The sequence below is a fragment of the Methylohalobius crimeensis 10Ki genome (assembly GCF_000421465.1).
Lineage (GTDB): Bacteria > Pseudomonadota > Gammaproteobacteria > Methylococcales > Methylothermaceae > Methylohalobius > Methylohalobius crimeensis.
Genome location: NZ_ATXB01000001.1, coordinates 228002 through 252989 on the forward strand (window position 1 = coordinate 228002; position 24988 = coordinate 252989).

25 protein-coding genes are annotated in these 24988 nt (G+C 60.2%); 20 read left to right on the forward strand and 5 right to left on the reverse strand.

Features of this window, described 5'->3' with window-relative positions; genetic code table 11:
* Positions 1–8: 8 nt before the first annotated feature.
* From infA to H035_RS0101165, 3 genes are all read right to left on the reverse strand, one after another.
* Entirely contained in the window at positions 9–227 is a 219-nt protein-coding gene (gene infA / locus H035_RS0101155) for a translation initiation factor IF-1 (protein ID WP_022947180.1), read from the reverse strand.
* Between the two features lie 131 nt (positions 228–358).
* Entirely contained in the window at positions 359–1495 is a 1137-nt protein-coding gene (locus H035_RS0101160; RefSeq protein ID WP_022947181.1) for an MJ1255/VC2487 family glycosyltransferase, read from the reverse strand.
* Positions 1459–1986, reverse strand: coding sequence for a phosphatase PAP2 family protein (locus H035_RS0101165; RefSeq protein ID WP_022947182.1), 528 nt, complete (start codon positions 1984–1986; stop codon positions 1459–1461). The genes H035_RS0101160 and H035_RS0101165 overlap by 37 nt, the downstream gene beginning before the upstream one ends.
* Positions 1987–2104: 118 nt before the next feature.
* Between H035_RS0101165 and H035_RS17630 the strand changes: the two genes are divergently transcribed.
* The 9 genes from H035_RS17630 to H035_RS0101215 all read left to right on the forward strand — a co-directional run bounded on the left by H035_RS17630 (position 2105) and on the right by H035_RS0101215 (position 11411).
* The gene (locus H035_RS17630; protein ID WP_161623985.1) at positions 2105–3313 is read left to right on the forward strand and encodes a YihY family inner membrane protein; all 1209 of its coding nucleotides are present in this window, start codon (positions 2105–2107) and stop codon (positions 3311–3313) included.
* Between the two features lie 149 nt (positions 3314–3462).
* The gene (locus H035_RS0101175) at positions 3463–5193 is read left to right on the forward strand and encodes an acetolactate synthase 3 large subunit (RefSeq protein WP_022947184.1); all 1731 of its coding nucleotides are present in this window, start codon (positions 3463–3465) and stop codon (positions 5191–5193) included.
* Complete coding sequence (ilvN, locus tag H035_RS0101180; RefSeq protein ID WP_022947185.1) at positions 5193–5684, forward strand: acetolactate synthase small subunit; 492 nt, start codon at positions 5193–5195, stop codon at positions 5682–5684. Before H035_RS0101175 ends, ilvN begins: the two co-directional genes overlap by 1 nt.
* Before the next feature lie 104 nt (positions 5685–5788).
* The gene (gene ilvC, locus H035_RS0101185) at positions 5789–6805 is read left to right on the forward strand and encodes a ketol-acid reductoisomerase (protein ID WP_022947186.1); all 1017 of its coding nucleotides are present in this window, start codon (positions 5789–5791) and stop codon (positions 6803–6805) included.
* Between the two features lie 15 nt (positions 6806–6820).
* Entirely contained in the window at positions 6821–7564 is a 744-nt protein-coding gene (gene pssA / locus H035_RS0101190; RefSeq protein WP_022947187.1) for a CDP-diacylglycerol--serine O-phosphatidyltransferase, read from the forward strand.
* 323 nt (positions 7565–7887) lie between these two features.
* Complete coding sequence (locus H035_RS0101200; RefSeq protein WP_022947189.1) at positions 7888–9432, forward strand: 2-isopropylmalate synthase; 1545 nt, start codon at positions 7888–7890, stop codon at positions 9430–9432.
* Positions 9425–10123: a uracil-DNA glycosylase gene (locus H035_RS17635; protein WP_022947190.1), complete on the forward strand. Its 699-nt coding sequence runs from the start codon at positions 9425–9427 to the stop codon at positions 10121–10123. The genes H035_RS0101200 and H035_RS17635 overlap by 8 nt, the downstream gene beginning before the upstream one ends.
* A gap of 7 nt (positions 10124–10130) precedes the next feature.
* On the forward strand, positions 10131–11048 hold the full coding sequence (locus H035_RS0101210) for a LysR family transcriptional regulator (RefSeq protein ID WP_022947191.1): 918 nt from the start codon (positions 10131–10133) through the stop codon (positions 11046–11048).
* A gap of 3 nt (positions 11049–11051) precedes the next feature.
* The gene (locus tag H035_RS0101215; RefSeq protein WP_084684786.1) at positions 11052–11411 is read left to right on the forward strand and encodes a PilZ domain-containing protein; all 360 of its coding nucleotides are present in this window, start codon (positions 11052–11054) and stop codon (positions 11409–11411) included.
* A 310-nt stretch (positions 11412–11721) separates the two neighbouring features.
* Here the strand turns inward: H035_RS0101215 and glnD are convergent, their stop codons facing one another.
* Positions 11722–14301, reverse strand: a complete 2580-nt coding sequence (gene glnD / locus H035_RS17640) for a [protein-PII] uridylyltransferase (RefSeq protein ID WP_022947193.1) — start codon at positions 14299–14301, stop codon at positions 11722–11724.
* Positions 14302–14305: 4 nt separating this feature from the next.
* A complete protein-coding gene (gene map / locus H035_RS0101225; RefSeq protein ID WP_268741925.1) occupies positions 14306–15133 on the reverse strand; it encodes a type I methionyl aminopeptidase in 828 nt (275 codons plus the stop codon).
* Between the two features lie 181 nt (positions 15134–15314).
* On the opposite strand from map, the gene rpsB reads away from it, so the two are divergent.
* From rpsB to H035_RS20605, 11 genes are all read left to right on the forward strand, one after another.
* A complete protein-coding gene (gene rpsB, locus H035_RS0101230; protein WP_026596131.1) occupies positions 15315–16085 on the forward strand; it encodes a 30S ribosomal protein S2 in 771 nt (256 codons plus the stop codon).
* Between the two features lie 53 nt (positions 16086–16138).
* Positions 16139–17026, forward strand: a complete 888-nt coding sequence (gene tsf, locus H035_RS0101235; RefSeq protein WP_022947196.1) for a translation elongation factor Ts — start codon at positions 16139–16141, stop codon at positions 17024–17026.
* A gap of 22 nt (positions 17027–17048) precedes the next feature.
* Positions 17049–17801 (forward strand): UMP kinase, encoded by a 753-nt coding sequence (pyrH, locus tag H035_RS17645; RefSeq protein WP_022947197.1) that lies wholly within the window; start codon positions 17049–17051, stop codon positions 17799–17801.
* Positions 17794–18351 carry a ribosome recycling factor gene (frr, locus tag H035_RS0101245; protein ID WP_022947198.1) on the forward strand — a complete coding sequence of 186 codons (558 nt, stop codon included), beginning with the start codon at positions 17794–17796 and terminating at the stop codon, positions 18349–18351. The genes pyrH and frr overlap by 8 nt, the downstream gene beginning before the upstream one ends.
* A gap of 16 nt (positions 18352–18367) precedes the next feature.
* A complete protein-coding gene (locus tag H035_RS0101250; protein WP_022947199.1) occupies positions 18368–19165 on the forward strand; it encodes an isoprenyl transferase in 798 nt (265 codons plus the stop codon).
* 53 nt (positions 19166–19218) lie between these two features.
* A complete protein-coding gene (locus H035_RS0101255; RefSeq protein WP_022947200.1) occupies positions 19219–20151 on the forward strand; it encodes a phosphatidate cytidylyltransferase in 933 nt (310 codons plus the stop codon).
* The gene (gene ispC / locus H035_RS0101260; RefSeq protein ID WP_040574491.1) at positions 20148–21350 is read left to right on the forward strand and encodes a 1-deoxy-D-xylulose-5-phosphate reductoisomerase; all 1203 of its coding nucleotides are present in this window, start codon (positions 20148–20150) and stop codon (positions 21348–21350) included. Before H035_RS0101255 ends, ispC begins: the two co-directional genes overlap by 4 nt.
* A gap of 9 nt (positions 21351–21359) precedes the next feature.
* A complete protein-coding gene (rseP, locus tag H035_RS0101265; protein ID WP_022947202.1) occupies positions 21360–22724 on the forward strand; it encodes an RIP metalloprotease RseP in 1365 nt (454 codons plus the stop codon).
* 10 nt (positions 22725–22734) lie between these two features.
* Positions 22735–23436: a DsbC family protein gene (locus H035_RS0101270; RefSeq protein WP_022947203.1), complete on the forward strand. Its 702-nt coding sequence runs from the start codon at positions 22735–22737 to the stop codon at positions 23434–23436.
* Positions 23437–23494: 58 nt separating this feature from the next.
* Positions 23495–24034 carry a cob(I)yrinic acid a,c-diamide adenosyltransferase gene (gene cobO, locus H035_RS0101275; RefSeq protein WP_026596134.1) on the forward strand — a complete coding sequence of 180 codons (540 nt, stop codon included), beginning with the start codon at positions 23495–23497 and terminating at the stop codon, positions 24032–24034.
* A 186-nt stretch (positions 24035–24220) separates the two neighbouring features.
* Positions 24221–24865, forward strand: coding sequence for a hypothetical protein (locus tag H035_RS20605; protein ID WP_022947205.1), 645 nt, complete (start codon positions 24221–24223; stop codon positions 24863–24865).
* Positions 24866–24988: the final 123 nt, after the last annotated feature.

Below are 24988 nucleotides of genomic sequence, written 5' to 3' on the forward strand. Positions count from 1 at the left end.
CCGCCGGATCACTTGAGACGGAAGGTGATCCGGCCTTTGCTGAGGTCATAGGGGGTCATCTCCACCTTGACCCGATCTCCGGTCAGAATGCGGATATAGTGCTTGCGCATCTTGCCGGAAATATGTGCGGTAATGATATGTCCGTTTTCCAGTTTGACCCGGAACATGGTATTGGGCAGGGTTTCGATCACCGTGCCTTCCATTTCGATGACGTCTTCTTTGGCCATATGGGCGTTTTGCTCGCTTCTTGGAATTTAGGGAAAAACGCTGAGATTCTACCATAAAGACTTTTGCGGTAGCCAACCAAGACAGGGTGGATAAGCGCAGCGCATTCGCCAAACGCCTGGCGAGCGATTTTCTAGTGTCGGGCAGCCTTGAGTCCCGAACAGTTCTCGGAAAACCGGTTTTCCCCTTCTTCCGGTACCTCGGCTTTCGCCCAATGCGTTTGGTCCCAGGTGGATTGAGTCCATTCCGGGCGGACCGCCCAATCTCCCTTTTTGAGCCAAGCGGCGATTTCTCCGGCCACATCGGGATAGTCGACTTTGATCGCCACCGGTTTGTCCAGCCAGGCCGCCACCCGGTCGGCGTCCAGGGTGGTCATCGACTCTCCCCAACCCAGCTCGGCTAATGCCTTGGCGTTGCTGCGCTGCTCCCATTGGCCGGCGAGGGGCTTTACCAGAATCTTTTTGCCCGCCTGCAAAGCTTCCGAGATCAACTCGAAACCGGCGTTGCATAAAACCCCGTTGCAGGTGGCCAGGGACTTGAGGAAACCCCGGCGCGACAGAGGGTGGTAATGAATGTGACCGGATTGATTCGGCATCTTAACGGCGCTGCAGTAGACCTGGAACCGGTATTCCGGAAAACGGCGCAATAGGGCGCGGACGGTCGCTAGGGATTCGAACGGCAGGTAAACCAGGATGGTACGCGGTTCAGGGAGTGCCGCCAGCGGCTTTTCCACCAAGGGAGGAAGAATCGGCTGGCCGAAGGAATGCCAGTGCAGCCCCAGCGTCGTGGGTGCGGGCGCATAGCCGCGCATCAGCATCCGTGCGATTAAGCCGCCGCGGGATTTGGGAATCGGGAAATGGAAAGCGTATTGATGTCCCATTCCGATGAGGGGTTTGCCTCGAAGCCGGGCCGCCCAAGCGGTGATCGGCTCGAAGTCGGTCAGCACCAAGTCGAACGATTCCAGATCGAGGTCGGCGACATCGCGGATGAAGGGCGCCAAGTCGGGCGCTTTGGTCAAGGTGCGGGGGAGACTGACCCGGCCGTTGCGGGTCACGAAGGTCAGCCCCTTGCGCCACCACCAATCCCCGAAGCCCTGCATATCGAAAAAGCGTTCTCGCGGCCGGCTGGAGAAAAGATATTGGACTTCTATCCCGGCGGACTTCAGCGCCGGCGCCATGACGCGGGCGCGGGTCAAATGGCCGTTGCCGGTTCCTTGGACGCCGTACAATAACCTCACAGCGCCACCGCCCAGATTCCGAAAAGCGCGCATGCGCAGCCCATCAAGGCGCCGATCGCCACGTCGGCGGGATAGTGGACGCCGAGGAAAATCCGCGATACGCCCACCGCCGGCGCCCACAGAAATACCCAGGGCGCGGTCGGCGGGTAAAAATAAGCGCATAGCAAGGCGGTGAGAAAAGCGGCCGAGGTATGGCCGGACGGAAAGCTGAATTCGTCGGAAGGAACGATGTGGCTGCGGAAATCCGGGATCCGAGTCTGCGGCCGCCCCCGCTTGAGGCTGTTTTTGAGAAGGAAGTAAAGCGGCCGCTCCAGGGCGAAGGCCGCCGCGCCCGTGGCCAGAAACAGCGGACCGTAGGTCGGCTCCAAGCGGAACAGCGCCAAACCGAGGACAACGTACCAGATTCCGTCGCCGGTTTTGGACAGCCAGCGGCTCAGGGCGACGAGCCGGGCGTAATGCTTGCGGTGCAAGAACCAGGCAAACAGATGCTGATCATAATACAGTATGGAGTGAATCAGGCGCATAAGGGTCACCGTCTGTCTCGTGATCGAGACGAGTACCCTAATTTGCTCAGATGACGCCGTCGTGACCGTTCGGTTAAGATTTGTTGACAGGCCAATCCGGGGAGATCGTATGGATGCCATGAAACTGCGTGACTGGTGGGAAGGGGGGCGCGCTTTCTGGGAATATTTCTGGCGCCGCTTCGAGGAGAGTCACTGCACCCACAGCGCGGCGGCGCTTTCCTATACTACCCTGCTGGCGCTGGTTCCCTTGTTGGCGGTGTCGCTGGCGATTTTCGCCGCTTTTCCGGCTTTCAACGAGGTCAGTGACAAGCTCCTGAACGTGGTGTTCGAGAACCTGGTGCCGGCGGCCCAGGAGACCATCGAGGAGTACATGCGTACCTTCGCCGAGAAGGCCAAAAAGCTGACCGGTCCCGGCGTCGTGTTTCTGATCATCACCGCCTTGATGCTGATGGTCACCATCGAAAAATCCCTCAACGAAATCTGGCGCGCGCCGCCTTATCGCGCCCTGCCTCGCCGTCTATTGGTGTACTGGGCGGTGTTGACTTTGGGGCCGCTTCTGATCGGCACCGGCATCGCGGCCACTTCCCAGTGGGTCGCCGACTTCGCCGGAGAAGGGGAAGCCGAAGGATTCGGTCTGCTGAACCTTTTGCCGTTTCTGTTGGAAGCGGTGGCCTTTACCTTGCTTTATCAATTGGTTCCCAACACCAAAGTCATCCTCAAATTGGCGGTGTGGGGCGGGCTTCTGAGCGCGGCCATGTTCGAAATCGCCAAGGCCGGATTTGCTTTTTATATCGCCCGGTTTCCCACTTACGAGGCGATTTACGGTGCCCTGGCGGCGGTGCCGATTTTTCTGGTATGGATCTATTTGTCGTGGATGGTGACCTTGATCGGCGCCCAGTTCGTTTATTGTCTCCATGCCTTTCGTCGAGGCAGGCATCTCACCGAAGCGGTGACCCCCGAGCGTGATCTGGGGTTGGCCTATACGGTGCTCGCGAGTCTCTGGCAAGGCCAGCGGAATTCCGATCTGTTGAACGAGGCCGCCTTGGCGCACCGTTTGCCCGAGATCAGCCCGGTGGAGTTGGACAAGGTGTTGGCCGTTTTGCGGGGCAACGGATGGGTCGCGCGCGCCGAGGCGGGAGGGTGGTTGCTGCGTTGCGACCCGCACTTGGTCACCTTGTTGGATCTTTATCTCAGCGATGCCTATATTCTCCCGTCCGCCGCGAAGATGCAATCGCCCCTGAGATCCCTTTTCGAGGAGGCGGAAGGCGCGTTGAGACAAGTCCTGAATGTGCCCTTGGCGAAATTATTCGCCGCGCAAGATCCTTGAATCTTGGCTTTGACCGCTCATGAGGCCGGGGCGGTATGCCTCCGTGCGAACGATGCATGGACGCATAACACCTTGACGGTAAAACGATATTTGCGTTAACTTAATCTACTATTTCTCTGCAAAAACGGTATTGTTTTTAGGGGTATAAGGTGGAGTTGAGCGGTGCGGAAATCGTCATTCAGGCGTTGAAGGACGAAGGGGTCGAATTCATTTTCGGCTATCCCGGCGGGGCGGTATTGCATATTTACGACGCCCTGTTCGGTCAGGAAGACGTCAAGCACGTCCTGGTACGTCACGAGCAGGGCGCCGCCCACATGGCCGACGGCTACGCCCGCGCCACCGGCAAGCCCGGCGTGGTGCTGGCCACTTCCGGGCCGGGCGCCACCAATTTGATCACCGGCATCGCCACCGCCCACATGGACTCCATACCGCTGGTGGTGCTCACCGGCCAGGTGGCAACCCCGGTGATCGGCAGCGATGCCTTCCAGGAGTGCGACACGGTAGGGATTACTTTGCCGTGCGTGAAGCACAATTTTTTGGTCAAGGATCGCCGGCAACTGGCCGAAACCATCAAGAAAGCCTTTTATATCGCCACCACCGGGCGTCCGGGTCCGGTGGTGGTGGATATTCCCAAGGACGTCACCGATCCCAACGTCAAAATCCCCTATCATTATCCCGACAATGTCTCGCTGCGTTCGTATCGGCCCAAGATTCAAGGGAATCCGCGCCAGATCCGCAAAGCCGCCGAATTGATTCTGGAGGCCCGCCGGCCGATGCTCTACACCGGCGGCGGCGTGATCTTGGGGGAGGCCGCGGCGGAACTGACCGAACTCACCCGCTGGCTCGGATTTCCCATCACCAATACCCTGATGGGGCTGGGCGCTTATCCGGGCGCCGACCGCCAGTTTTTGGGCATGCTGGGGATGCACGGCACCTTCGAGGCCAACATGGCGATGCACGAATGCGACGTGCTGATCGCCGTCGGCGCCCGCTTCGACGATCGGGTGACCGGCAAGCTGGACGAATTCTGTCCCTATGCCAAGATCATCCACATCGACGTGGACCCGGCCTCGATCGCCAAGACCGTACCGGTGGACATTCCCATCGTGGGACAGGTTAAACCGGTCCTGGCCGCGTTGATCGAACGGCTCAAGTCCACAGGAAAGCGTCCGAATCCGGACGCCCTGGCGGCTTGGTGGGAGCAGATCGAGAACTGGCGCGCCATCGATTGCCTGCGCTACGAGCAGGACAGTCCCTTGATCAAGCCGCAATACGTGATCGAGCAGTTGTGGGAGGCCACGCGCGGCAAGGCTTATGTCACTTCGGACGTGGGTCAGCATCAGATGTGGGTGGCCCAATACTACAAGTTCGACCGGCCTCGGCATTGGATCAATTCCGGTGGCTTGGGAACCATGGGCTTCGGCATGCCGGCGGCGATCGGTGTCAAGTTGGGATTTCCGGAGGAGGATGTGGTCTGCGTGACCGGCGAGGCCAGTATCCAGATGTGCATCCAGGAGCTGTCCACCGCGCTGCAGTACAAGGCGCCGATCAAGATCGTCAATCTCAACAACCGCTACATGGGGATGGTGCGCCAGTGGCAGGAGTTCAGCTACGAAAGCCGCTACTCCCATTCCTATATGGACACCTTGCCGGATTTCGTCAAGCTGGCCGAGGCCTACGGCCACGTGGGAATGCGCATCGAAAAACCGGAAGACGTGCGCCCGGCCCTGGAAGAGGCCTTCCAAATGAAAGATCGATTGGTGTTTCTGGATTGCATCACCGACCGGACCGAAAACGTCTATCCGATGGTGGAAGCGGGCAAGGCGCAGCATCAAATGCGCTTGCCGCCTTGGATCACGACCGACAGGGAGCTGGCTTGATGCGTCATATCATTTCGATTTTGCTGGAAAACGAAGCCGGCGCCTTGTCGCGGGTGTCCGGTTTGTTCTCGGCCCGCGGATACAATATCGAAGCCCTTACGGTGGCCCCCACCGAGGAGCCGTCCGTGTCGCGCATGACCATCGTCACCCGCGGCGACGAGCGGATCATCGAACAGATCACCAAGCAGCTCAACAAGCTGATCGACGTGATCAAGCTGATGGATATTTCCGAGGCCAACCACATCGAGCGCGAATTGATGATGATCAAGGTTCGCGCGAAAGGCCCGGACCGGGAGGAGGTCAAGCGCTTGGTGGATATTTTCCGGGGCCGCATCATCGATGTGGCCGCTTCCGCCTATGTGATCGAAATGACCGGCGACGGCGCCAAGCTGGACGCCTTCCTGACCAACCTGGCCCCGGGCCAGATCCTCGAGGTGGTCCGCTCGGGGCCGACCGGCATATTGCGCGGCGAACGCGGTTTACACCTTTGAAATGACGGGGCGTTCGATTTTGGCGACGCGCCGGACGAGTTGGATGCCAACAACGCCGACAATCATCTTGTGACTGTTATTCATCTTTTGTAAAGAGGGAATCCATGCAGGTTTATTACGACAAAGACGCTGACCTTTCCATCATTCGTTCCCGCCAAGTGACCATCATCGGTTACGGTTCCCAGGGGCACGCCCATGCCAACAACCTGAAGGATTCCGGCGTGGACGTGACCGTCGGCTTGCGTCCCGGGTCGAGTTCCTGGGGCAAGGCGGAAAAAGCCGGCCTGAGCGTCAAGCCGGTGGCGGAAGCGGTTCAAGGCGCGGATGTGGTGATGGTGCTGGCGCCGGACGAGCATCAACCGGCGCTCTATCAAAATGAGATCGAGCCGAATATCAAGCAAGGGGCCGCGCTGGCTTTCGCCCACGGCTTCAATATCCATTTCCAGCAAATCGAGCCCCGCGCCGATCTGGACGTCATCATGATCGCGCCCAAGGGGCCCGGCCACCTGGTGCGTTCCACCTATACCCAGAACGGCGGGGTGCCGTCGCTGATCGCGATCGACCGGGACGCATCCGGGCAGGCCAAGTCCATCGCCCTGTCCTACGCCTCCGCCAACGGCGGCGGCCGCGCCGGGATCATCGAAACCACCTTCCGGGAAGAGACCGAAACCGATTTGTTCGGCGAGCAGGCGGTGCTGTGCGGCGGCGCCACCGCCTTGGTGCAGGCGGGTTTCGAAACCCTGGTGGAAGCCGGTTACGCGCCTGAAATGGCGTATTTCGAGTGTCTCCACGAACTCAAGCTGATCGTGGATCTGATGTACGAAGGCGGGATCGCCAACATGCGCTACTCCATTTCCAACACCGCCGAATACGGCGACTTGACCCGGGGACCGCGAGTGGTCGACGAGTCTTCCAAGACGGAGATGCGCAAAATTCTCAAGGAAATTCAATCGGGCGAATTCGCGCGCGAATTTATCCTGGAAAACCAGGCCAATTGCCCGACGCTCAAGGCCAAGCGTCGCCTGAGCCGTGAGCATGCCATTGAAGAAGTGGGGGGGCGACTGCGGGAAATGATGCCGTGGATCAAGGCCAATAAATTGGTGGATCAGGAAAAGAACTAAGATTCCTCGTCGGCCATGGTTACTACTCCGCCCCGAAAGCGTCCGCGCGGCATTTATCTGCTGCCCAACCTGTTCACCACCGGCTGCCTGTTTTGCGGTTTCTATGCGGTGACCGCATCGATGAACGGTCAGTTCGACAGGGCCGCCTTTTCCATTTTCGCCGCCATGGTGTTGGACGGCTTGGACGGCCGGGTGGCGCGCTTGACCCATACCCAAACCGCTTTCGGGGGGGAATACGACAGCTTGTCCGACATGGTCTCGTTCGGTTTGGCGCCGGCCTTGATCATGTACTTATGGTCGCTTTCCTTTCTAGCCAAACTGGGCTGGTTTGCCTCCTTCGTCTATGCCGCCGCGGCCGCTTTGCGGCTGGCCCGATTCAACACCCAGATCGGGGTCGAGGACAAGCGCTATTTCCAGGGATTGCCCAGTCCATCGGCGGCGGCGATGGTCGCCGGTATGATTTGGTTGGGGGAGAACTACGGTCTGCAAGGAGAGGCCATGCGCTATGTGGCGGTGGTGATGACTACCGTCGCCGCCTTGTTGATGGTGAGTAATTTCCGCTATTACAGCTTTAAGGATATCGACATCCGCGGACGCGTGCCCTTTGTGGTCATTATTTTGATCATGCTGGGTTTTGCCGTGGTGTTCACCAATCCGCAGCTGATGTTGGTTTTGATTTTCTCCGGCTATGCCGTTTCCGGCCCCCTGTTGACATTGATCTGGCTGCGCCAGCGCCGGATGAAGAAACGTCACCGGTAGCCGCGTCGGGATGATATGCGGATTGGCGGCTTGGTATATTGGCGCGGGTCGGTGTATATTCAACAATTTTAAACAGATTGATTTGACTGGATGAATAATCGCTTCGCCAGGTCTAGGGTGATGTCCGTCTTAATGCATGCTTTGCGGCCGGAATCCTCCGGCAGCGCGGCTGCGGGAGCGCGTTCGGTCGATGAGTATCAGGTTTGGGGACCGGCCCTGAGCCGCGCTTTCCTTCGGGTGCGACTGCCCCGCTAGGGGCAATATCGGAAATCTCTTTTTTATTTTCCCCGAAATATGCGCGACACCTGAAAGGAGCATCAACCATGCAAGACAAGCTCATCATTTTCGATACCACCCTCCGCGACGGCGAGCAAAGTCCCGGCGCTTCCATGAACCGGGAAGAGAAAATCCGTATTGCCAAGGCGCTGGAGCGCCTCCGGGTGGATGTGATCGAGGCCGGGTTCCCCGCCGCCAGCGGCGGAGATTTCGACGCGGTCAAAGCCGTCTCCCAGGCGGTTGGCGAGAGCGCCGTATGCGGTTTGGCCCGCGCCCTGGATACCGATATCGACCGTGCCGGCGAGGCCCTGGCAGTGGCCCGGCGTTCCCGCATCCATACCTTCATCGCCACTTCGCCCATTCATATGGAGCACAAGTTGCGCATGACGCCCGACCAGGTGGTGGAGCGGGCGGTGGCGGCGGTGCAACGGGCGCGCCGGTATACCGACGACGTGGAGTTCTCGCCCGAGGACGCCGGTCGCAGCGAAGAGGATTTCCTGTGTCGGATCATCGAGGCGGTGATCGCCGCCGGGGCCACCACCATCAATATTCCCGACACCGTGGGTTACAGCCTTCCCCCGGCTTTCGGCGCAATGATCGGCCGCCTGCGCGAGCGCATCCCCAATGCCGACAAGGCGGTGTTTTCGGTGCATTGCCACAACGATTTGGGGTTGGCGGTGGCCAATTCCCTGGCCGCGGTGATGAGCGGCGCGCGCCAGGTGGAGTGTACCATCAACGGCTTGGGCGAGCGGGCCGGCAACGCCGCGCTGGAGGAAGTGGTGATGGCGGTCAAAACGCGCCAGGACGCCTTCCCTTGCGATACCGGGATCAACACGCAGGAAATCGTGCCTTGTTCGAAATTGGTTTCCAGTATTACCGGTTTTCCGGTGCAGCCCAACAAGGCCATCGTCGGCGCCAATGCCTTCGCCCACGAGTCGGGCATTCATCAGGACGGCGTGCTGAAAAGCCGCGAAACCTATGAAATCATGCGCGCCGAAGACGTCGGCTGGAGCGCCAACCGAATGGTCCTTGGGAAGCATTCGGGACGCAACGCGTTTCGGACGCGGATGCGGGAGTTGGGGATCGAATTCGAGGCCGAGGAAGCGCTCAACGAGGCGTTCGCCCGGTTCAAGGACTTGGCGGACAAGAAGCACGAGATTTTCGAAGAGGATCTCCAGGCGCTGATTTCCGAGCAGATCTACGAATCCGAGGCGGAACGGGTCAAATTGATCGCGTTGCATGTGTGTTCCGACACCGGCGAGACGCCCCGGGCGCAAGTGGTGTTGAAGGTGGATGGCGAGGAAAAGACCAGCGAGTCGGAAGGAAGCGGGGTGGTGGACGCCACCTTGAAGGCGATCGAGTCCTTGCTCGCCACCGGCGCTTCCTTGCTTCTGTATTCGGTCAACAGCATCACCACCGGCACCGATGCCCAGGGCGAGGTGACCGTGCGCTTGGAGCGCGGCGGGCGTATCGTCAACGGTCTGGGGGCGGACACCGATATCGTGATCGCCTCGGCCAAAGCCTATCTCAATGCGGTCGATAAACTGCTCAGTAGCGCCGGGCGCAAGCATCCGCAAGTGGCGGATGTCTGAGGCGGTGGATCCGATCCGGTTGCACTACCTGCTGGCGATGGGGGTTCAGCCGTGGGCTCTGCGCCGTCCGCAGATCTCGGCGGCGCCGGCCGAAAAGGCCGTGGAGACCTCTTCGGAGGAGGAATGGGAACAGCTGGAACGGGAAGTGTCCGCGTGTACCGCCTGCCCCCTCTATCGGACCCGTACCCAAGCGGTATTGGGGGTAGGCGATCGACGGGCCGATTGGATGCTGATCGGAGAGGCGCCGGGGGAGCAGGAAGACCTCAAGGGCGAGCCTTTCGTGGGCCGTGCCGGTCAGCTGTTGAATGAAATGCTCAGAGCCATGCAACTGAGCCGCGAGCAAGTGTATATCACCAATATCCTCAAGAGCCGCCCGCCCGGCAACCGCGACCCCAAGCCGGAGGAGGTGGCGGCTTGCGAGCCCTTTCTGAAACGCCAGATCGCCCTGGTGAAGCCGAAAATCATTCTGGCGGTGGGCAGGATCTCGGCCCAGAGTCTGCTGCGGACCGGGGCGTCGCTCTCCAGGCTGCGGGGTAAAGTCCACCGCTATGAAGCGATCCCCTTGGCGGTGATCTACCATCCCGCCTACTTGCTCCGCAACCCGGGAGCCAAGCGCCAGGCATGGGAGGATTTGAAACTCGCCCTGCAGGTGTATGCCGCCCCGCAGGGCTCCGAGCCGGAACGCCAATAGGAAATTCATGGATAAACTGACGAGCATGAGGGTCTTCGCCCGGGTGGCCCAGAGCGGCAGTTTTGCCGCCGCGGCCAAGGAATTGGGAGTTTCCCGCGCGATGGCGACCAAACACGTGATGTATTTGGAAAACTCCCTGGGGGTGCGCCTGCTGAATCGGACCACTCGCCGGATCAGCCTGACCGAAGCCGGGGTGGCCTACCTGGAGCGTTGTTTGCAGATTCTCGAGGATATCGAGGAGACCGAGTTGTCGGTCGCCCAGCTCCATACCGAACCGCAAGGCCTGCTCCGGATCTCCACGCCCCCGTTTTTCGGCACGTTCCACCTCGCCCCCACCGTCGCCGCCTATATGCAGCAATACCCCAAAGTGCGGGTGGATATAGACATCCGCGGGGGCGTGGTGGATGTGGTGGCCGAAGGACTGGATTTGGCGATTCGTCTCGGGGAATTGCCCGACTCCAGTCTCATCGCGCGTAAGCTGGCCAGTTCGCCGCGGGTGGTATGCGGCGCTCCCGACTATTTCGAAAAACACGGGCGGCCCCGGGAGCCGCAGGATCTGCGTTCCCATAATTGTCTGGTCAACTGGGGATTCGAGCCCCACGACCAATGGCGGTTCACCGGCCCGGACGGCGAGGTGAGCACGATCCGCGTCTCCGGCACCCTGCAGGCCAACACCGCCGACCCACTGCGCCTGGCGGCCATTCATGGCGCCGGTTTGGTGGTGCTGCCGACTTACATCGTCGGCCAGGATTTAAGCAAGGGCCGCTTGGAAGCGGTACTCCAGGATCATGAGCTGCCCGCCATGGATATTTACGCGGTTTATCCCCACCGCCGTCATCTCTCCGCCAAGGTGCGAACTTTCCTGGATTTTCTCGTGGAACGCCTGCATCCTATCCCCTATTGGGAAGGATGGCGCGGGGTATGAGGCATGGAGCGGAGAGGTGGCATTCGGGTTGTTGTGGATTTGCCGGGTGAGGCGTTGCCGGCCGGCGGAGGAGACGCCGTGCCGGTTCGGGTTCGGGATCTGTCCGAGGGCGGCGCCCAGATCCAATGTACGGCCCGGGGAAGCGAATGCCTGGCGCCGGGCGCCAACTGCCTAAACGACTCGGGCAGGCTCTTGGAATTGGAGTTGATTTGTTGTCCCGATCAAACTTCCTTGAATATACGATGTCGAGTGGTTTTTGTGCGTCGGATCGCCCGTGACGAGTACCGGATCGGTTTGCGCTATGCCGATCCGCTGCAAGCGGATCTGTTGGCACTGAAGCAATTCATCCGCAGTCATTATTAACCCCTTCCCGCGAACGGTCCCAAAACGTTCTCTCCGGTTCCCAAAGAGCGTATAAAGTGCGTGTGGGGGGCAAGGTAATCGCGCGAATGCCATTATCTCCCTCTCCCGCTGGCGGGGTCGGGGTGAGGGTGGAATTCATTAGGAAAATGCCTTTATTTCGAACCACCCTCATCCTAGCCTTCTCCCGCCAGCGGGAGAAGGGACTCTATTTGAGACATTCCCGGACGGAGAGGGGGTGAAGCTGATGTCATGCCTCGTCGCTTGTATGGTATATCGAAGTTTTGAACCGGCTGTAAATGTCAACCAGAACCTAGCGGATGGCCTCCTTCAAGGCTTGCGCCAATGCCTCCCGACGCTCCTCGCTGATCAGCGGCCGGCCGGCGTGATCGGTGAGAAAGAAAATGTCTTCGGCGCGATTGCCGAGGGTGGCGATTCGCGCTTCGTGGAGACCGAGTTGCTGCTGTTCGAAAACTTCCCCCACCCGGGCCAGAAGGCCGGGGCGGTCGGCGGCGATCAGTTCGACCACCGTGTGGCGGTGCTTGGGGTCGCGAAGAAAGTGCACCTGGGTCGGAATGGAGAAATGCTTTAGGCGCCGGTTGGGGCGTCTGTCAATGGTGAAATGAGGGGGCTGGGGATCTTTCAGGCAGTGCCGGATGCGGGAGGATATCTGCTGTTCCCGCGCCAGGTCCCGGATCGGCTGGCCGTCTCCTTCCAGTACCAGAAAGCTGTTGATCACATAGCCGTCCCCGGTGATTTCCAATCGCGCCGCCAGCACCGTCAATTCCAATTGATCCAACAACGCGGCGGTTTGGGCGAAAATCCCGTCGCGGTCGTGCATGTACACGAACACTTCGGCACTGCCATGCTGGGTTTTGGGCCGAAGGAGCACCAGCGGCAGGTCTTCGTCGGGCGTCTCGGCGATGGCCAGAGTTTGCCAAGCGCATTCCTCCGGTTGGCAGCGAAGGAAATAGCTGCCGCTGAAATGGCGCCATACCCGTTCCACGTCGGTATCGTTCATCCCCAGACGCAACAGCAGGTCGCGGGCGTCGCGTTGGGCTTCGGCGATGCGTTCCTCGGTATCGGGGCTTTCCAGGCCGTAGCGGAGCTGATCGCGGGTGGCCAGGTAGAGTTCTCGCAGCAGGGAGTCGCGCCAGGCGTTCCAGAGGCTGGGATTGGTGCCGCGGATATCGGCGACGGTCAAGAGATAGAGATGATTGAGCCGTTCCTCGCCGCCCACCTTGAGGGCGAATTCGCGGATCACCCCCGGATCGCTGATATCCTTGCGTTGGGCGGTGAGCGACATGACCAGGTGATTACGCACCAGCCAGGCCACCAGGCGGATGTCGTGCTCGGGAAGGCCGTGGCGGCGGCAGAAGTCGCGCACCAGGCGTTCCCCGATGATTGAGTGATCGCCGCCCTGGCCCTTGCCCATGTCGTGGTAAAGACCGGCGAGATACAGCAGTTCCGGTTTGGCGACCAAGGGGAAAATATCGGTGGCCAGGGGCAGTTCCTGGCGATATTGGGGGAGGGCGAGGCGACGCAGATTGCGGACCACGAACAGGATGTGCTCGTCCACGGTGTAGGCATGGAACAGGTCGTACTGCATTCTCCCCACGATGCGCGCGAATTCGGGCAAATAGGCGGCGAGGATGCCGTACCGATTCATGCGGCGGAATTGGTGGGTGATCCCGCTGGGCTGGCGTAGAATCTCCAGAAACAGGCGGCAGGCGCGGGGATCGCCGCGAAAGTCTTGGTCGATGCGGTGAAGGTTCTGGCGAATGGCGCGGATGGTGTGGGCGCGGACGCCTTTGAGCTCGGCGTGTTGCTGCAGGCGCAGAAAAATCTCCAGCAGCCCGAGGGGATATTCGGCGAATACTTGCGGGTGGCGGATTTCCAGGTGGCCGTTGACCACTTGAAAATGCTCGTCCAAAGTGCGGGGTTCGCTGCGGAAGTCCGGGCACAGGATTTCCTCGAGCAGTTGAAGTAGCATTTCCCCCAGCCGTTGAACGCTTTGGGCGGTGCGGAAATAGGATTGCATGAAGGTTTCCACCGGGGCGTTGCCTTCCCCCCGATAGCCGCACCATTCGGCCAGGGTGCGCTGATAGTCGAACAGAATCCGGTCCTCGCAACGCTCCGCGGTCAGGTGGAGCGCGAAGCGTATCCGCCAGAGCATATTGAGGTCGTGCTCCAGCTCGGCGTATTCGTCTTCGGTCAGGTAGCCTTGGTCCACCAGTTCGTGCAGGGTGGTGGCGCTGAAGTGGCGCTTGACCACCCAGGCGATGGTCTGGATGTCGCGGATGCCGCCGGGCCCTTCCTTGAGGTTGGGTTCGAGGTTGTAGGCGGTGTCGTGGTATTTGGCGTAGCGCGCCGCCTGTTCGTCGAGTTTGGCTTGAAAAAAGGCGCCGGATGGCCAGATCCGATCCGGGCCGATGCGTGCCTCCATGGCGCCGAACAAGGCCGAATTGCCGGCGACTCGGCGCGCATCCATGAGATTGGTGACCACGGTTTGGTCCTTGGCCGCCTCTTCTTCGCACTGAGTCACGGTGCGTACGCTGTGCCCCGGCTTGAGACCGATGTCCCAAAGGAAGGTGAACAACCCCGAAAGACCGGTTTCCAGGGCCGGCGGCATGGCGTTCGGCACCAGCACCAAAAGGTCGATGTCGGAGTGAGGATGCAGTTCCCGCCGACCGTAGCCGCCCACCGCCGCCAACGCCGCTTGTTCCGACGCATTGCCCAGATGCTGCTGCCAGCATTCCCTAAGCAGGGCGTCGATGAAATGGGCCCGCGCCCGCAGCAGATCGACGACCGGCGCGCCGGCGTGGAAGCGGCGTTCCAGTTCGGCGTGAAAGGCTTGCAGGGAGGCCTTGTAGGGGCGAACGTGGGAAAGCAAGGGATCAGTCCGGTTCGGCCGAAGTGCGGGGGAAGTCCTCTTCCTCCCGCAGGGTCAAAACTTCGAAGCCATCGTCCGTGACCAGGAGGGTATGCTCCCACTGAGCCGACAAGCTGCGGTCCTTGGTGACCACGGTCCAACCGTCGGGCAGCATCTTCACTTGGCGTTTGCCCGCGTTGATCATGGGCTCGATGGTGAAGGTCATTCCCGACTCCAGGATGATCCCGGTTTCGGGTTTGCCGTAATGAAGCACCTGGGGTTCCTCGTGGAAGCCGAGGCCGATGCCGTGGCCGCAGAACTCGCGCACCACCGAATAGCCTTGAGCTTCGGCGTATTTTTGAATGACGTGGCCGATCTGCCCCAGGTCCACCCCCGGTCGAACCTCTCGGATGGCCCGGTACATGGCTTCCTGGGCCGTTTTGACCAAACGTTTGGCCTTGATGGAGGGCTCTCCCACCAGGAACATCTTGCTGGTGTCCCCGTGAAAGCCGTCCTTGATGACGGTGATGTCGATATTGACGATATCGCCGTTTTTGAGCCGCTTGTTTGCGGGGATGCCGTGACAGACCTGATGGTTGACGGAAGTGCAAATGGATTTGGGAAACCCCTTGTAGTTCAAGGGGGCGGGAATCGCTTGTTGAATCTCGACGATGTAGTCGTGGCAGAGCCGGTCCAGTTTTTCGGTGGTGACGCCGGCCTGGACGTGGGGCTCGATCATGTCCAATACTTCCGCGGCCAAGCGCCCGGCCGTGCGCATGGCTTCCACCTCCGCGGGGGTTTTCAGGGGAATGCCCTGACGCGTGCGACGTTGGTATTCCTGTCTCATTCGGATAACTTGTTCTCGACGGTTCAGGCCATTGTCTGACAACGGCCAATTATGGTATAAAGCATTGCTATTTTAGCAGCAATCCACACACCTATCGACACATCCGGTAGGGTGCCCGTTCCCTTGGTGCGGGTGTCCGGATGGGATAGGTGGAGGCCCAACCCTACCTTTTAAGGAGCAATACACCATGGCGAATGTTAGCATGCGCGAGCTGTTGGAAGCCGGCGTACACTTCGGGCATCAGACCCGTTACTGGAATCCCAAAATGGCCCCCTACATCTTCGGGGTGCGCAGCAAAATCCACATCGTGAATCTGGAAGAAACCCTGCCCCTGTTGCGGGAGGGGTTGCATTTTCTGGAACAGACCGCCGCCAACCGGGGGACCGTCTTGTTCGTGGGGACCAAACGAACCGCGCGCAACGCGGTGCGAGAAGAAGCCGCGCGCTGCGGCATGCCCTACGTCAATTATCGCTGGCTGGGCGGTACCCTGACCAATTTCAAGACGATCCGGCATTCGGTCAAGCGTCTCAAGGACCTGGAGGCGATGCGCGACGACGGCACCCTGCAGCGCTTCAGCAAGAAGGAAGCCCTGCAGTTGATGCGCGAACTGGAAAAGCTGGAACGCAGCTTGGGCGGGATCAAGGACATGGACAGCCTGCCGGACGTAATGTTCGTGCTCGACGTGGGCCAGGAGCACATCGCGGTCAAGGAGGCGCGGAGACTGGGCATCCCCATCGTCGGCGTGGTGGACACCAACAATAATCCCGCCGGGGTCGATTACATCATTCCCGGTAACGACGACTCCATTCGCGCCATTCAGCTGTATTGCCGCGCCGCAGCCACGTCCATTCTGGAAGGCAAAGCCAGCCAGGCGGAGTTGGTGGCGGCGGAAGACGAATTCGTGGAAGCCCCGGAAGAAACCGCCGAAGCGCCGGCGGCGGAATCCGAGTCGGAATAAAGGCACATTGAGCGGAAATTATTTGCACGAGACGTAAACGAGGTAAGCATTAGATGACGAAGATAACCGCGGCATTGGTCAAAGAGCTGCGTGAACGGACCGGCTCCGGCATGATGGAATGCAAGAAAGCCCTGGTGGAAACCGGCGGCGACATCGAAGCCGCGATCGAGCAGATGCGCAAGTCCGGCCTCGCCAAGGCCGACAAGAAATCCGATCGCACCGCGGCCGAGGGGCAGATCGCCATCGAGAGAAGCGACGACGGTAAGCGGGCCGTGATCGTCGAAGTCAACAGCGAAACCGACTTCGTGGCTAAAAACGAAGATTTCCAAGGCTTCGTCGGCAAAGTGGCCAAGCAAGCGTTGGCGAGCGGCGCGCAAACCGTGGAGGCGCTTTTGGCCGCGCCGATCGAAGCGGGCGGGCCGAGCATCGAAGAAGCCCGCCGCGAATTGGTGGCCAAGCTCGGAGAGAACATCAATATTCGCCGCTTGATGCGGTTCGAAACCGAAACCGGCAAGGTGTCTCACTACCTGCACGGCAACCGGATCGGCGTGGTGGTGGAAGTGGAAGACGGCAGCGACGAATTGGGCAAGGATCTGGCCATGCACGTCGCCGCCAGCAAGCCCCACTGCGTGAGCGAGGAAGACGTCTCCGCCGACGCCCTGGAAAAGGAAAGGGCCATTTTCACCGCCCAGGCCGAGGACAGCGGCAAGCCCGCCAACATCATCGAAAAGATGGTCGAAGGCCGCCTGCGCAAATTCCTTCAGGAAATCACCCTGCTGGGACAACCCTTCGTCAAGGATCCCGATCAGAGCGTCGGCGAGTTGTTGCGCCAGGAAGGCGCCAAAGTGGTCCGGTTCGTCCGTTTCGAAGTGGGCGAGGGCATCGAAAAAGCCGAGGCCGACTTCGCCGAGGAGGTGATGGCCCAGGTGCGCGGCGATTGATGGGCGAGGCAGAGCGATCAGGATGACCACTTCCCGCTATCGCAGAATCCTGCTCAAGCTCAGCGGCGAAGCGCTGATGGGCGAGCGCGAATGCGGCCTGGATTCCGAGCCCGTCAAGCGGTTGGCCGCGGAAATCGTGGATTTGTGCCGAATCGGCGTGGAAGTGGGCCTGGTGATCGGCGGGGGAAACATCATCCGCGGGGCGGAGAAGGCCGCCGAAGGCCTGGACCGGGTCACCAGCGACCACATGGGCATGCTCGCCACGGTGATCAACGCTCTGGCGATGCAGGACGCGATCGAGCATCTGGGGGCGCCGGTGCGGGTGATGTCGGCGTTGAAGATCAATCAGGTCTGCGAGGATTACATCCGCCGGCGGGCGATCCGCCACCTGGAAAAGGGGCGGGTGGTGATTTTCGCGGCGGGCTTGGGGAATCCCTTTTTCACTACCGATTCGGCGGCCAGCCTGAGGGCGATCGAAATCGAAGCCGACCTTTTGATCAAGGCCACCAAGGTGGACGGGGTCTACACCGCCGACCCGCTCAAGGATCCTCGCGCCGAGCGCCTCGCCTATCTGACTTACGACGAGGCCTTGAAACGCCGGATCGGCGTCATGGACACCACCGCTTTGGTGTTGTGCCGCGATCATCATTTGCCCTTGCGGGTAATGAACGTATTCGAACCGGGCGCCATCGTGCGGCTGGTTCAGGGAGAGGCGATCGGTTCACTCATTGAAACGGGCAAGACTCGAAAAGCTGCGGAGGAAAAACGTGATTGAAGACATCTATCAGGAATCCCGGGGCAAAATGGACAAGACCATTGCCGCGATCAAGCAGGAGTTGGCCAAAATCCGCACCGGTCGCGCCCATCCCAGCCTTCTGGACCATCTCAAAGTGTCTTATTACGGCAGCGAGGTGCCCATGAGCCAAGCGGCCAACATCATCGTGGAAGACGCCCGCACCCTGGCCATCACGCCGTGGGAGAGAAACATGATTCCGGTGATCGAGAAGGCGATCATGGAGTCGGACCTGGGCATCAATCCGCAGACCGCCGGCACCGTGATTCGGGTGCCGCTGCCTTCCCTGACCGAAGAACGTCGCCGGGAATTGATCAAGGTGGCCAGGCACGAGGCGGAACAGGGGCGGATCGCCATTCGCAACCTTCGCCGCGAGGCCAATACCGAGCTGAAAGAGGCGTTGAAGGAAAAACTGATTGGCGAGGATGAGGAACGCAAGGCGGAAGAGCGTATCCAACAATTGACCGATCAATACGTCAAGAAAATCGATCAAATGTTGGAGGAAAAAGAGCGGGATCTCTTGTCCCTCTGAACGCCTGACCCAAGTTATGAGCCAATCACGCAGCGCAGAAGATTCCACCTCCGCCGTTTCAGAAGAGCTTCAGGGACGAATTCCCCGCCATGTCGCCGTCATCATGGACGGTAACGGTCGCTGGGCCAAGCAGCGTCATCTGCCCCGCACCGCCGGTCATCAGGCCGGCGTCACCGCCGTCCGCAAAACCGTCGAGCACTGCGCCCAATGCGGCGTCGAAGTGTTGACCTTGTTCGCATTCAGCAGCGAAAACTGGCGCCGGCCGGCGGAGGAAGTGTCGGTGTTGATGCGCCTGTTCCAGCTGACTTTGGAGCGCGAGTCCCGGCGCTTGCACGAGCACGGGATTCGCTTGCGGGTGATCGGCGATCGGGCCGCTTTTTCCCCGGACCTGCGACGACGGATCGACGAATCGGAGCGCTTGACCCGGGACAACCGGAAGATGACCTTGATCATCGCCGCCAATTACGGAGGGCGTTGGGATATCGTCCAAGCGGCCCAGCGCTTGGCGCGTCAAGTCGAATGCGGCGAATTGAGCGGCGATGCCATCGATGAATCCCGGCTTGCCGCCCAGCTCTCCTTCGCCGACTTGCCGGACCCGGATTTGTTTATCCGAACCGGGGGAGAGTTGCGCATCAGCAATTTCTTGGTTTGGCAGTTGGCCTATACCGAGCTTTTCTTCAGCGACGTGCTGTGGCCCGATTTCGATGAAACCGAATTGAATCGGGCCTTGGTCGAATATGCCCGCCGCGAGCGGCGTTTCGGTCACACCAGCGAGCAATTGAGGCATCGATCCCGAGCGGTTTCATCCACATGACCTCCCCGGACCGGGCGGTAGAACCATGACAACAACAAGAACCGGAATGCATTATGGCTGATTCGAGAAACGTCCAAGGAAAGCCTCTTTCCACCAACGGCCCGCTTTGGAACCGAACCCTGGGTTTACGGATTCTCACCGCGGCGGTATTGATTCCCCTCGTGGTATGGGCGGCTTACGCCCTGTCGGTCAGGAGCTTCCTCATCGTCTGGGGAGCGATTATTCTGGCCGCCGCCTGGGAGTGGGGGGCTCTGGCCGGCATTCGCAACCGGATCGGACGTGGTGTGTTCGTAGGCTTGGTGTTGGCGGCTCAGGTTTTGGCCTGGTATTGGCCCGAGTTGTTGAACTGGGTGGCGGATTTGACCGATTGGCAGGGTGTGTTGAGTCTGGTGCTGGCGCTGGACTACATCGCCTTTCCGACCGTCGCGGCTTGGCTGGTGCTGGGATTTTTCCTGCGCACCTGGCCGGACAAACTGGTCGGGCGGCCGTGGCCGCAGGGCGCGCAGATATTCGTCGCCTGGTTCGTGCTGTTTACCGCCTGGTTGATGATGGCGAGATTGCGGGCCAATTTCGGCAATGCTTCCATTCTCTATTTGCTGTTTTTGATCTGGATCGCCGATACCAGCGCCTATTTCATCGGCAAAAAATGGGGGCGCACGCCGCTGGTGCCCGCCATCAGTCCGGGCAAGACCATGGCGGGCGTTTACGGTGCCTTGCTGGTCTGTGCGGTTTTCGCCGGCGTGATCGGGTATATGGTTGAATTAAAGGCCAAGCTGGTCGTGGACTTCGTGATGCTATCGGTGATTGCGGTCCTGGTATCCATCTGCGGTGATCTATTGATTAGCCTCTACAAGCGCTGGGCGGGCGTGAAAGACTCGGGTAAATTGCTCCCCGGTCACGGCGGGTTGTTGGATCGGATCGATAGCCTGCTGGCTTCCAGCGTGGTGCTTTATGCCGGATTCCTGGGAAGGAGGTTGTTTTGGTGAGGCAGGAAGCAACCCGAGCCAAGGGCCTGTGCATTCTGGGGTCGACCGGCTCCATCGGGGTCAGCACCCTGGACGTGGCGGCGCGTTATCCGGACCGATATCGCATCATTGCCCTGACCGGCAATCGGCGCACCGAGGATTTATATCGCCAATGCCTTCGCCACCGGCCGCGCTACGCAGTGGTGGCGGCGCCGGAGGCCGCCGGCGATTTGAGTCGGCGACTCGACTCGGCCGGTCTCGACACCCGCGTCCTGGTGGGCGCCGAGGCCCTGGCGGAGGTGGCGACCCTGCCCGAAGTGGATTACGTGATGGCGGCGATCGTCGGGGCGGCGGGGCTTTTGCCCACCCTGGCCGCGGCCCGGGCCGGGAAGCGGATTCTCTTGGCCAACAAGGAAGCGCTGGTGGTTTCCGGGCCGATTTTCATGGACGCCGTCCGGGAATCGGGGGCGGAACTGCTTCCCATCGACAGCGAGCATAACGCCATATTCCAATGCATGCCCGCCGGTTACCGGGCCGGCGCCGATCCGCTGGCGGTGCGAAAAATCCTGCTCACCGCCTCCGGCGGTCCGTTTCTGGACACGCCTTTGGAGGCGTTGCCGCAAATGACTCCGGAACAGGCGGTGGCCCATCCCAAGTGGGATATGGGGAAGAAAATTTCGGTGGATTCGGCGACCATGATGAACAAGGGACTGGAAGTCATCGAAGCGAGCCTTTTGTTTGCCCTGCCGCCGAAGCGGATCCAGGTGGTCATCCATCCCCAGAGCGTCATCCATTCCATGGTGGACTATGCCGACGGCTCGGTGTTGGCCGAATTGGGCAATCCCGACATGCGCATTCCCATCGCCTACGGTCTCGCCTGGCCGCAGCGGATCGAGTCGGGTGTCGAGCCGCTGGACCTATACGAAGTGGCGCGGTTGGATTTCCGAACCCCCGATTGGGATCGTTTCCCCTGTTTGCGGCTTGCCTTCGAGGCCGCCCGCAGCGGCGGTACCGCCCCCGCCCTGCTCAACGCCGCCAACGAAGTGGCGGTGGCCGCGTTTCTCGAGCGCCGGATTCCCTTCACCGGGATTGCCGCCATCATCGAACGCACTTTGGAAACTATTCCGGTTTCCACCGTCCAAGACTTGGACGGCGTCCTGGCGGCCGATGCCGAAGCGCGCCGGATTGCGACGACGCTGATTGGAGATCATCCACTTTAGGTGACGATCATGGGAGCCTTAACCCACAACCTGTTTTTTTTCATCCTGGCCATCGGGGTTCTGATCACCTTTCACGAATTCGGCCATTTCTGGGTGGCCAGGCGGGCGGGGGTCAAGGTGTTACGCTTCTCGGTGGGCTTCGGTACGCCGCTGTGGCGCTACCGAAAATCCCCTAAAGACACCGAATTCGTCATCAGCGCGTTGCCGCTCGGCGGTTACGTCAAAATGGTGGACGAGCGGGAAGGCGAAGTCGCCCCTCAAGATCTGCCTTATGCGTTCAACCGCCAATCGCTGGCCAAGCGGTTCGCCATCGTCGCCGCCGGCCCCGTTTTCAATCTGATATTGGCGGTGTTGCTGTACTGGGTGATTCTGGTCAGCGGAGAAACCGGTCTCAAATCGGTGATCGGACCGGTGGAGCCGAATACCTTGGCGGCTCAAGCCGGTTTCCAGAGCGGGGAGGAAATCGTCTCGGTGGAAGGAGAAAAGACGCCCACCTGGACCCAGGTGCTCGGCCGTTTGTTCGCGGAAGTGATCCAGAATCGCCAGGTTCGGGTGACGGTTCGCACGCCGGCGGGAAACGAATTGACCAGAATTCTGGAAATCCCGCCGGAATTATCCGAAAACCCCAATCTATTGGGACAGAAACTGGGCTTGAAGCCGCCCGAACCGCAGCTTCCGCCGGTGATCGATCAGGTCGAGCCGGACAGCCCGGCCGCTACGGCGGGCTTGCAGCCCGGCGACCGGGTGGTGGCGGTGGACGGCGAGCCGATCCGGGAATGGCACCGTTTGGTGGAAATCGTGCGGAGCCATCCCGGGGAAATGTTGGAAATCATTCTCGAACGCCAGGGAAGCGAACGGACGGTGAGCTTGATCCCCGAGTCGGAGCCGGGCCCGCAGGGGGAGACTCAAGGCAGAATCGGCGCGGGGGTCAAGGTTCCCCCCGACATGTACGACCAACTGAAGGTCACTTACCGCCTGGGGCCGCTGGAAGCGGTGCCCGAGGCGCTGGTCAAGACCGGCGAATATTCCTGGCTCACCTTGAGAATGCTGGGTAAGATGGCGGTGGGCGAGGCGAGCGTGAAAAACCTGTCCGGACCCATCAGCATCGCCCAGTATGCGGGTCAATCGGCCGCCCTGGGAATGAATTATTTTCTCAAGTTTTTGGCGATCGTCAGCATCAGTTTGGGGGTATTGAATCTGTTGCCCATACCGATGCTCGACGGCGGCCACTTGATGTTTTACTTAGTCGAAGCGATTCAAGGGCGGCCCGTGTCGGACGAAGTCATGGCCAGGGCCCAACAGATCGGATTGGCGTTTCTGTTGGCGCTGATGGCGCTGGCCTTGTTTCTCGATTTTCAGCGCTTGTTCCAATAGAGGTTTTCGCATGACCAAATTTCTATTTCCCCTTCTGCTCGGCGTGGGTTTGAATGTGCAGGCGGCAGAGCCGGATCAGCTCCGTCAAGCCCTCGAGCAGCATTTGCCCGGAGCGACGATCGATTCGATTCAAAAATCCGAAATTCCCGGCCTGTATGAAGTGGCCGTCGGTCCCCATTTGTATTACGTATCCGAAGACGGCCGTTACCTGCTCAACGGGCATTTGATCGACTTATCCAATCGGACCGACCTGACCGAAGCCAAGTTGTCCAAGGCGCGGCTGGCTTCGTTGGACGAAATCGGCGAAGAGTCGATGATTATCTTTGCGCCGGACGAGCCGAAGCATACCGTGTCCGTCTTCACCGACATCGATTGCGGTTATTGCCGCAAGTTTCATTCCCAGATCGACGCCTATCTGGAAAAGGGCATCAAGGTGCGTTATCTGTTTTATCCCCGCGCCGGGAAGGGCTCCAATTCCTATCACAAGGCGATCGCCGTCTGGTGTTCCAAGGACCGCAACGCTTCTTTGACCGCGGCCAAGCAGGGGGAGACGCCGGAGATGAAATCCTGCGACCATCCGGTGGATCAGCACATGGCCTTGGCGGAAGAATTCGGGGTTCGGGGGACCCCGATGATTGTCACCGACAGCGGCGAAGTCCTGCCCGGTTTTGTGCCTCCCGACGCGTTGGCGCAACATTTGGGCGCCCAATGACCCGTGGCGGCGCCCTATTTCTTGCTATGCGAGCGATTGACGGCCGGGAAAAGGCGTGGTGACGATTCCCCGACACAAACGCCACGGTCGGGTGCTGGCGCTCACCGGTGAGGGAAAAGGGAAGTCCTCCAGCGCCCTGGGGATGGTGTTCCGGGCCGCCGGTTGGGGGATGCGGGTCTGCGTGATTCAATATATCAAGGGAAAATGGCAGACCGGCGAGCAACGGGCCGCCGCCCGGTTCGAGGAGATCGAATGGCATGCGATGGGGGACGGGTTTACCTGGGATACCCAAAACCCGGAGCAGGATCGAAAGACCAGCCGCAAGATCTGGGCGTTCAGCCGGGAGAAGATTTTGAACGGGCGTTACGATCTGGTGCTGCTGGACGAGATCAACTACTGTATCGACTACGGCTGGATCAAAGGCGAGGAAGTGGCCGATTTCATTCGCCTTCATAGGCCGTCCTGGATGCATTTGATTTTGACCGGTCGGGGGGCGCCCGCCGAATTGATCGAAACGGCCGATACGGTGACCGAAATGCGTCTGATCAAGCACGGTTTCGAGCAGGGCATCCGAGCCGAGCAGGGCATCGAATTTTAAAAACCGGCTCGATGGGGACCCTTCCGCTTTGGTTTCCCGGGTGCGGCGGAGCGGAAAATGACGCAAGCGAATGTTAACGGATTCCAGGAATGGAAGGTAAAATGGCATTGACGCCTCGCCAGATGGGGCGGACATTCTCATTTCCGAGAAAAATATAAAGACGACAACAACGGGAGAACTGGTTAGATGCGTTACCATACTTTGCTTCAGATTGGGTTGATCTTTCTCGCCATGGTTTCGATTCAAGCCCGGGCCGCCAACGATCCCCGCTATCCGGCGTCCGACTTCGAGCCCGAAGTGGTGTATCAGGATGAAGGGATGGTGGCAGTGGCCGCATCCGACAATCCGATGATCGCCGACGAGGCGCCGGCAAGCGATCCCGATTATCCCGCCGCGTATTTTCACCCCGAGGTGGTTTTCCAAGATCCGGATTTGATCGAGACGACCGGACCGTCCACTGCCGCCATGCTACAGTCCACCTCCGAAAGGTCTGAAAAGATGACGCCGACGAGGGTTTCCCGCGCCGCTGAAAGCACCGGAACGATTTCCGACGCAACGCCTCCCTACGGCGTGATGGGTGTGGCGATCGCGGTGATCGGCGTGGCGTTCTGGTGGTCTTCCCGCCAAAAAAAAAACTTAGGCATAGCGCCCGAAGCTGAGATCAAAGCGACCTCCGAGGCCGCGGCGATGGAGGCGGAACTGGAGGAGGCAACCGAAGCATCGGAAGAAGCGGAGGAAGCCTTGGATGAATTGGCCGCCGAAGCCGAGGAAACCTTGGCGACCAGTAACCGGCAGCGCGCTCATAAAACCAAGCGTAGCCGGCGGCGGTGAATGGATTCCTAATATTAGGAAGGGCGGACATCTGGGTCCGCCCCCTGTCTTCATCAGCAGCCCATCCAGCGGCTGACATGGGCGTTTTGGGTGGATGCGTTGCGCTTATCCACCCATCCTGAC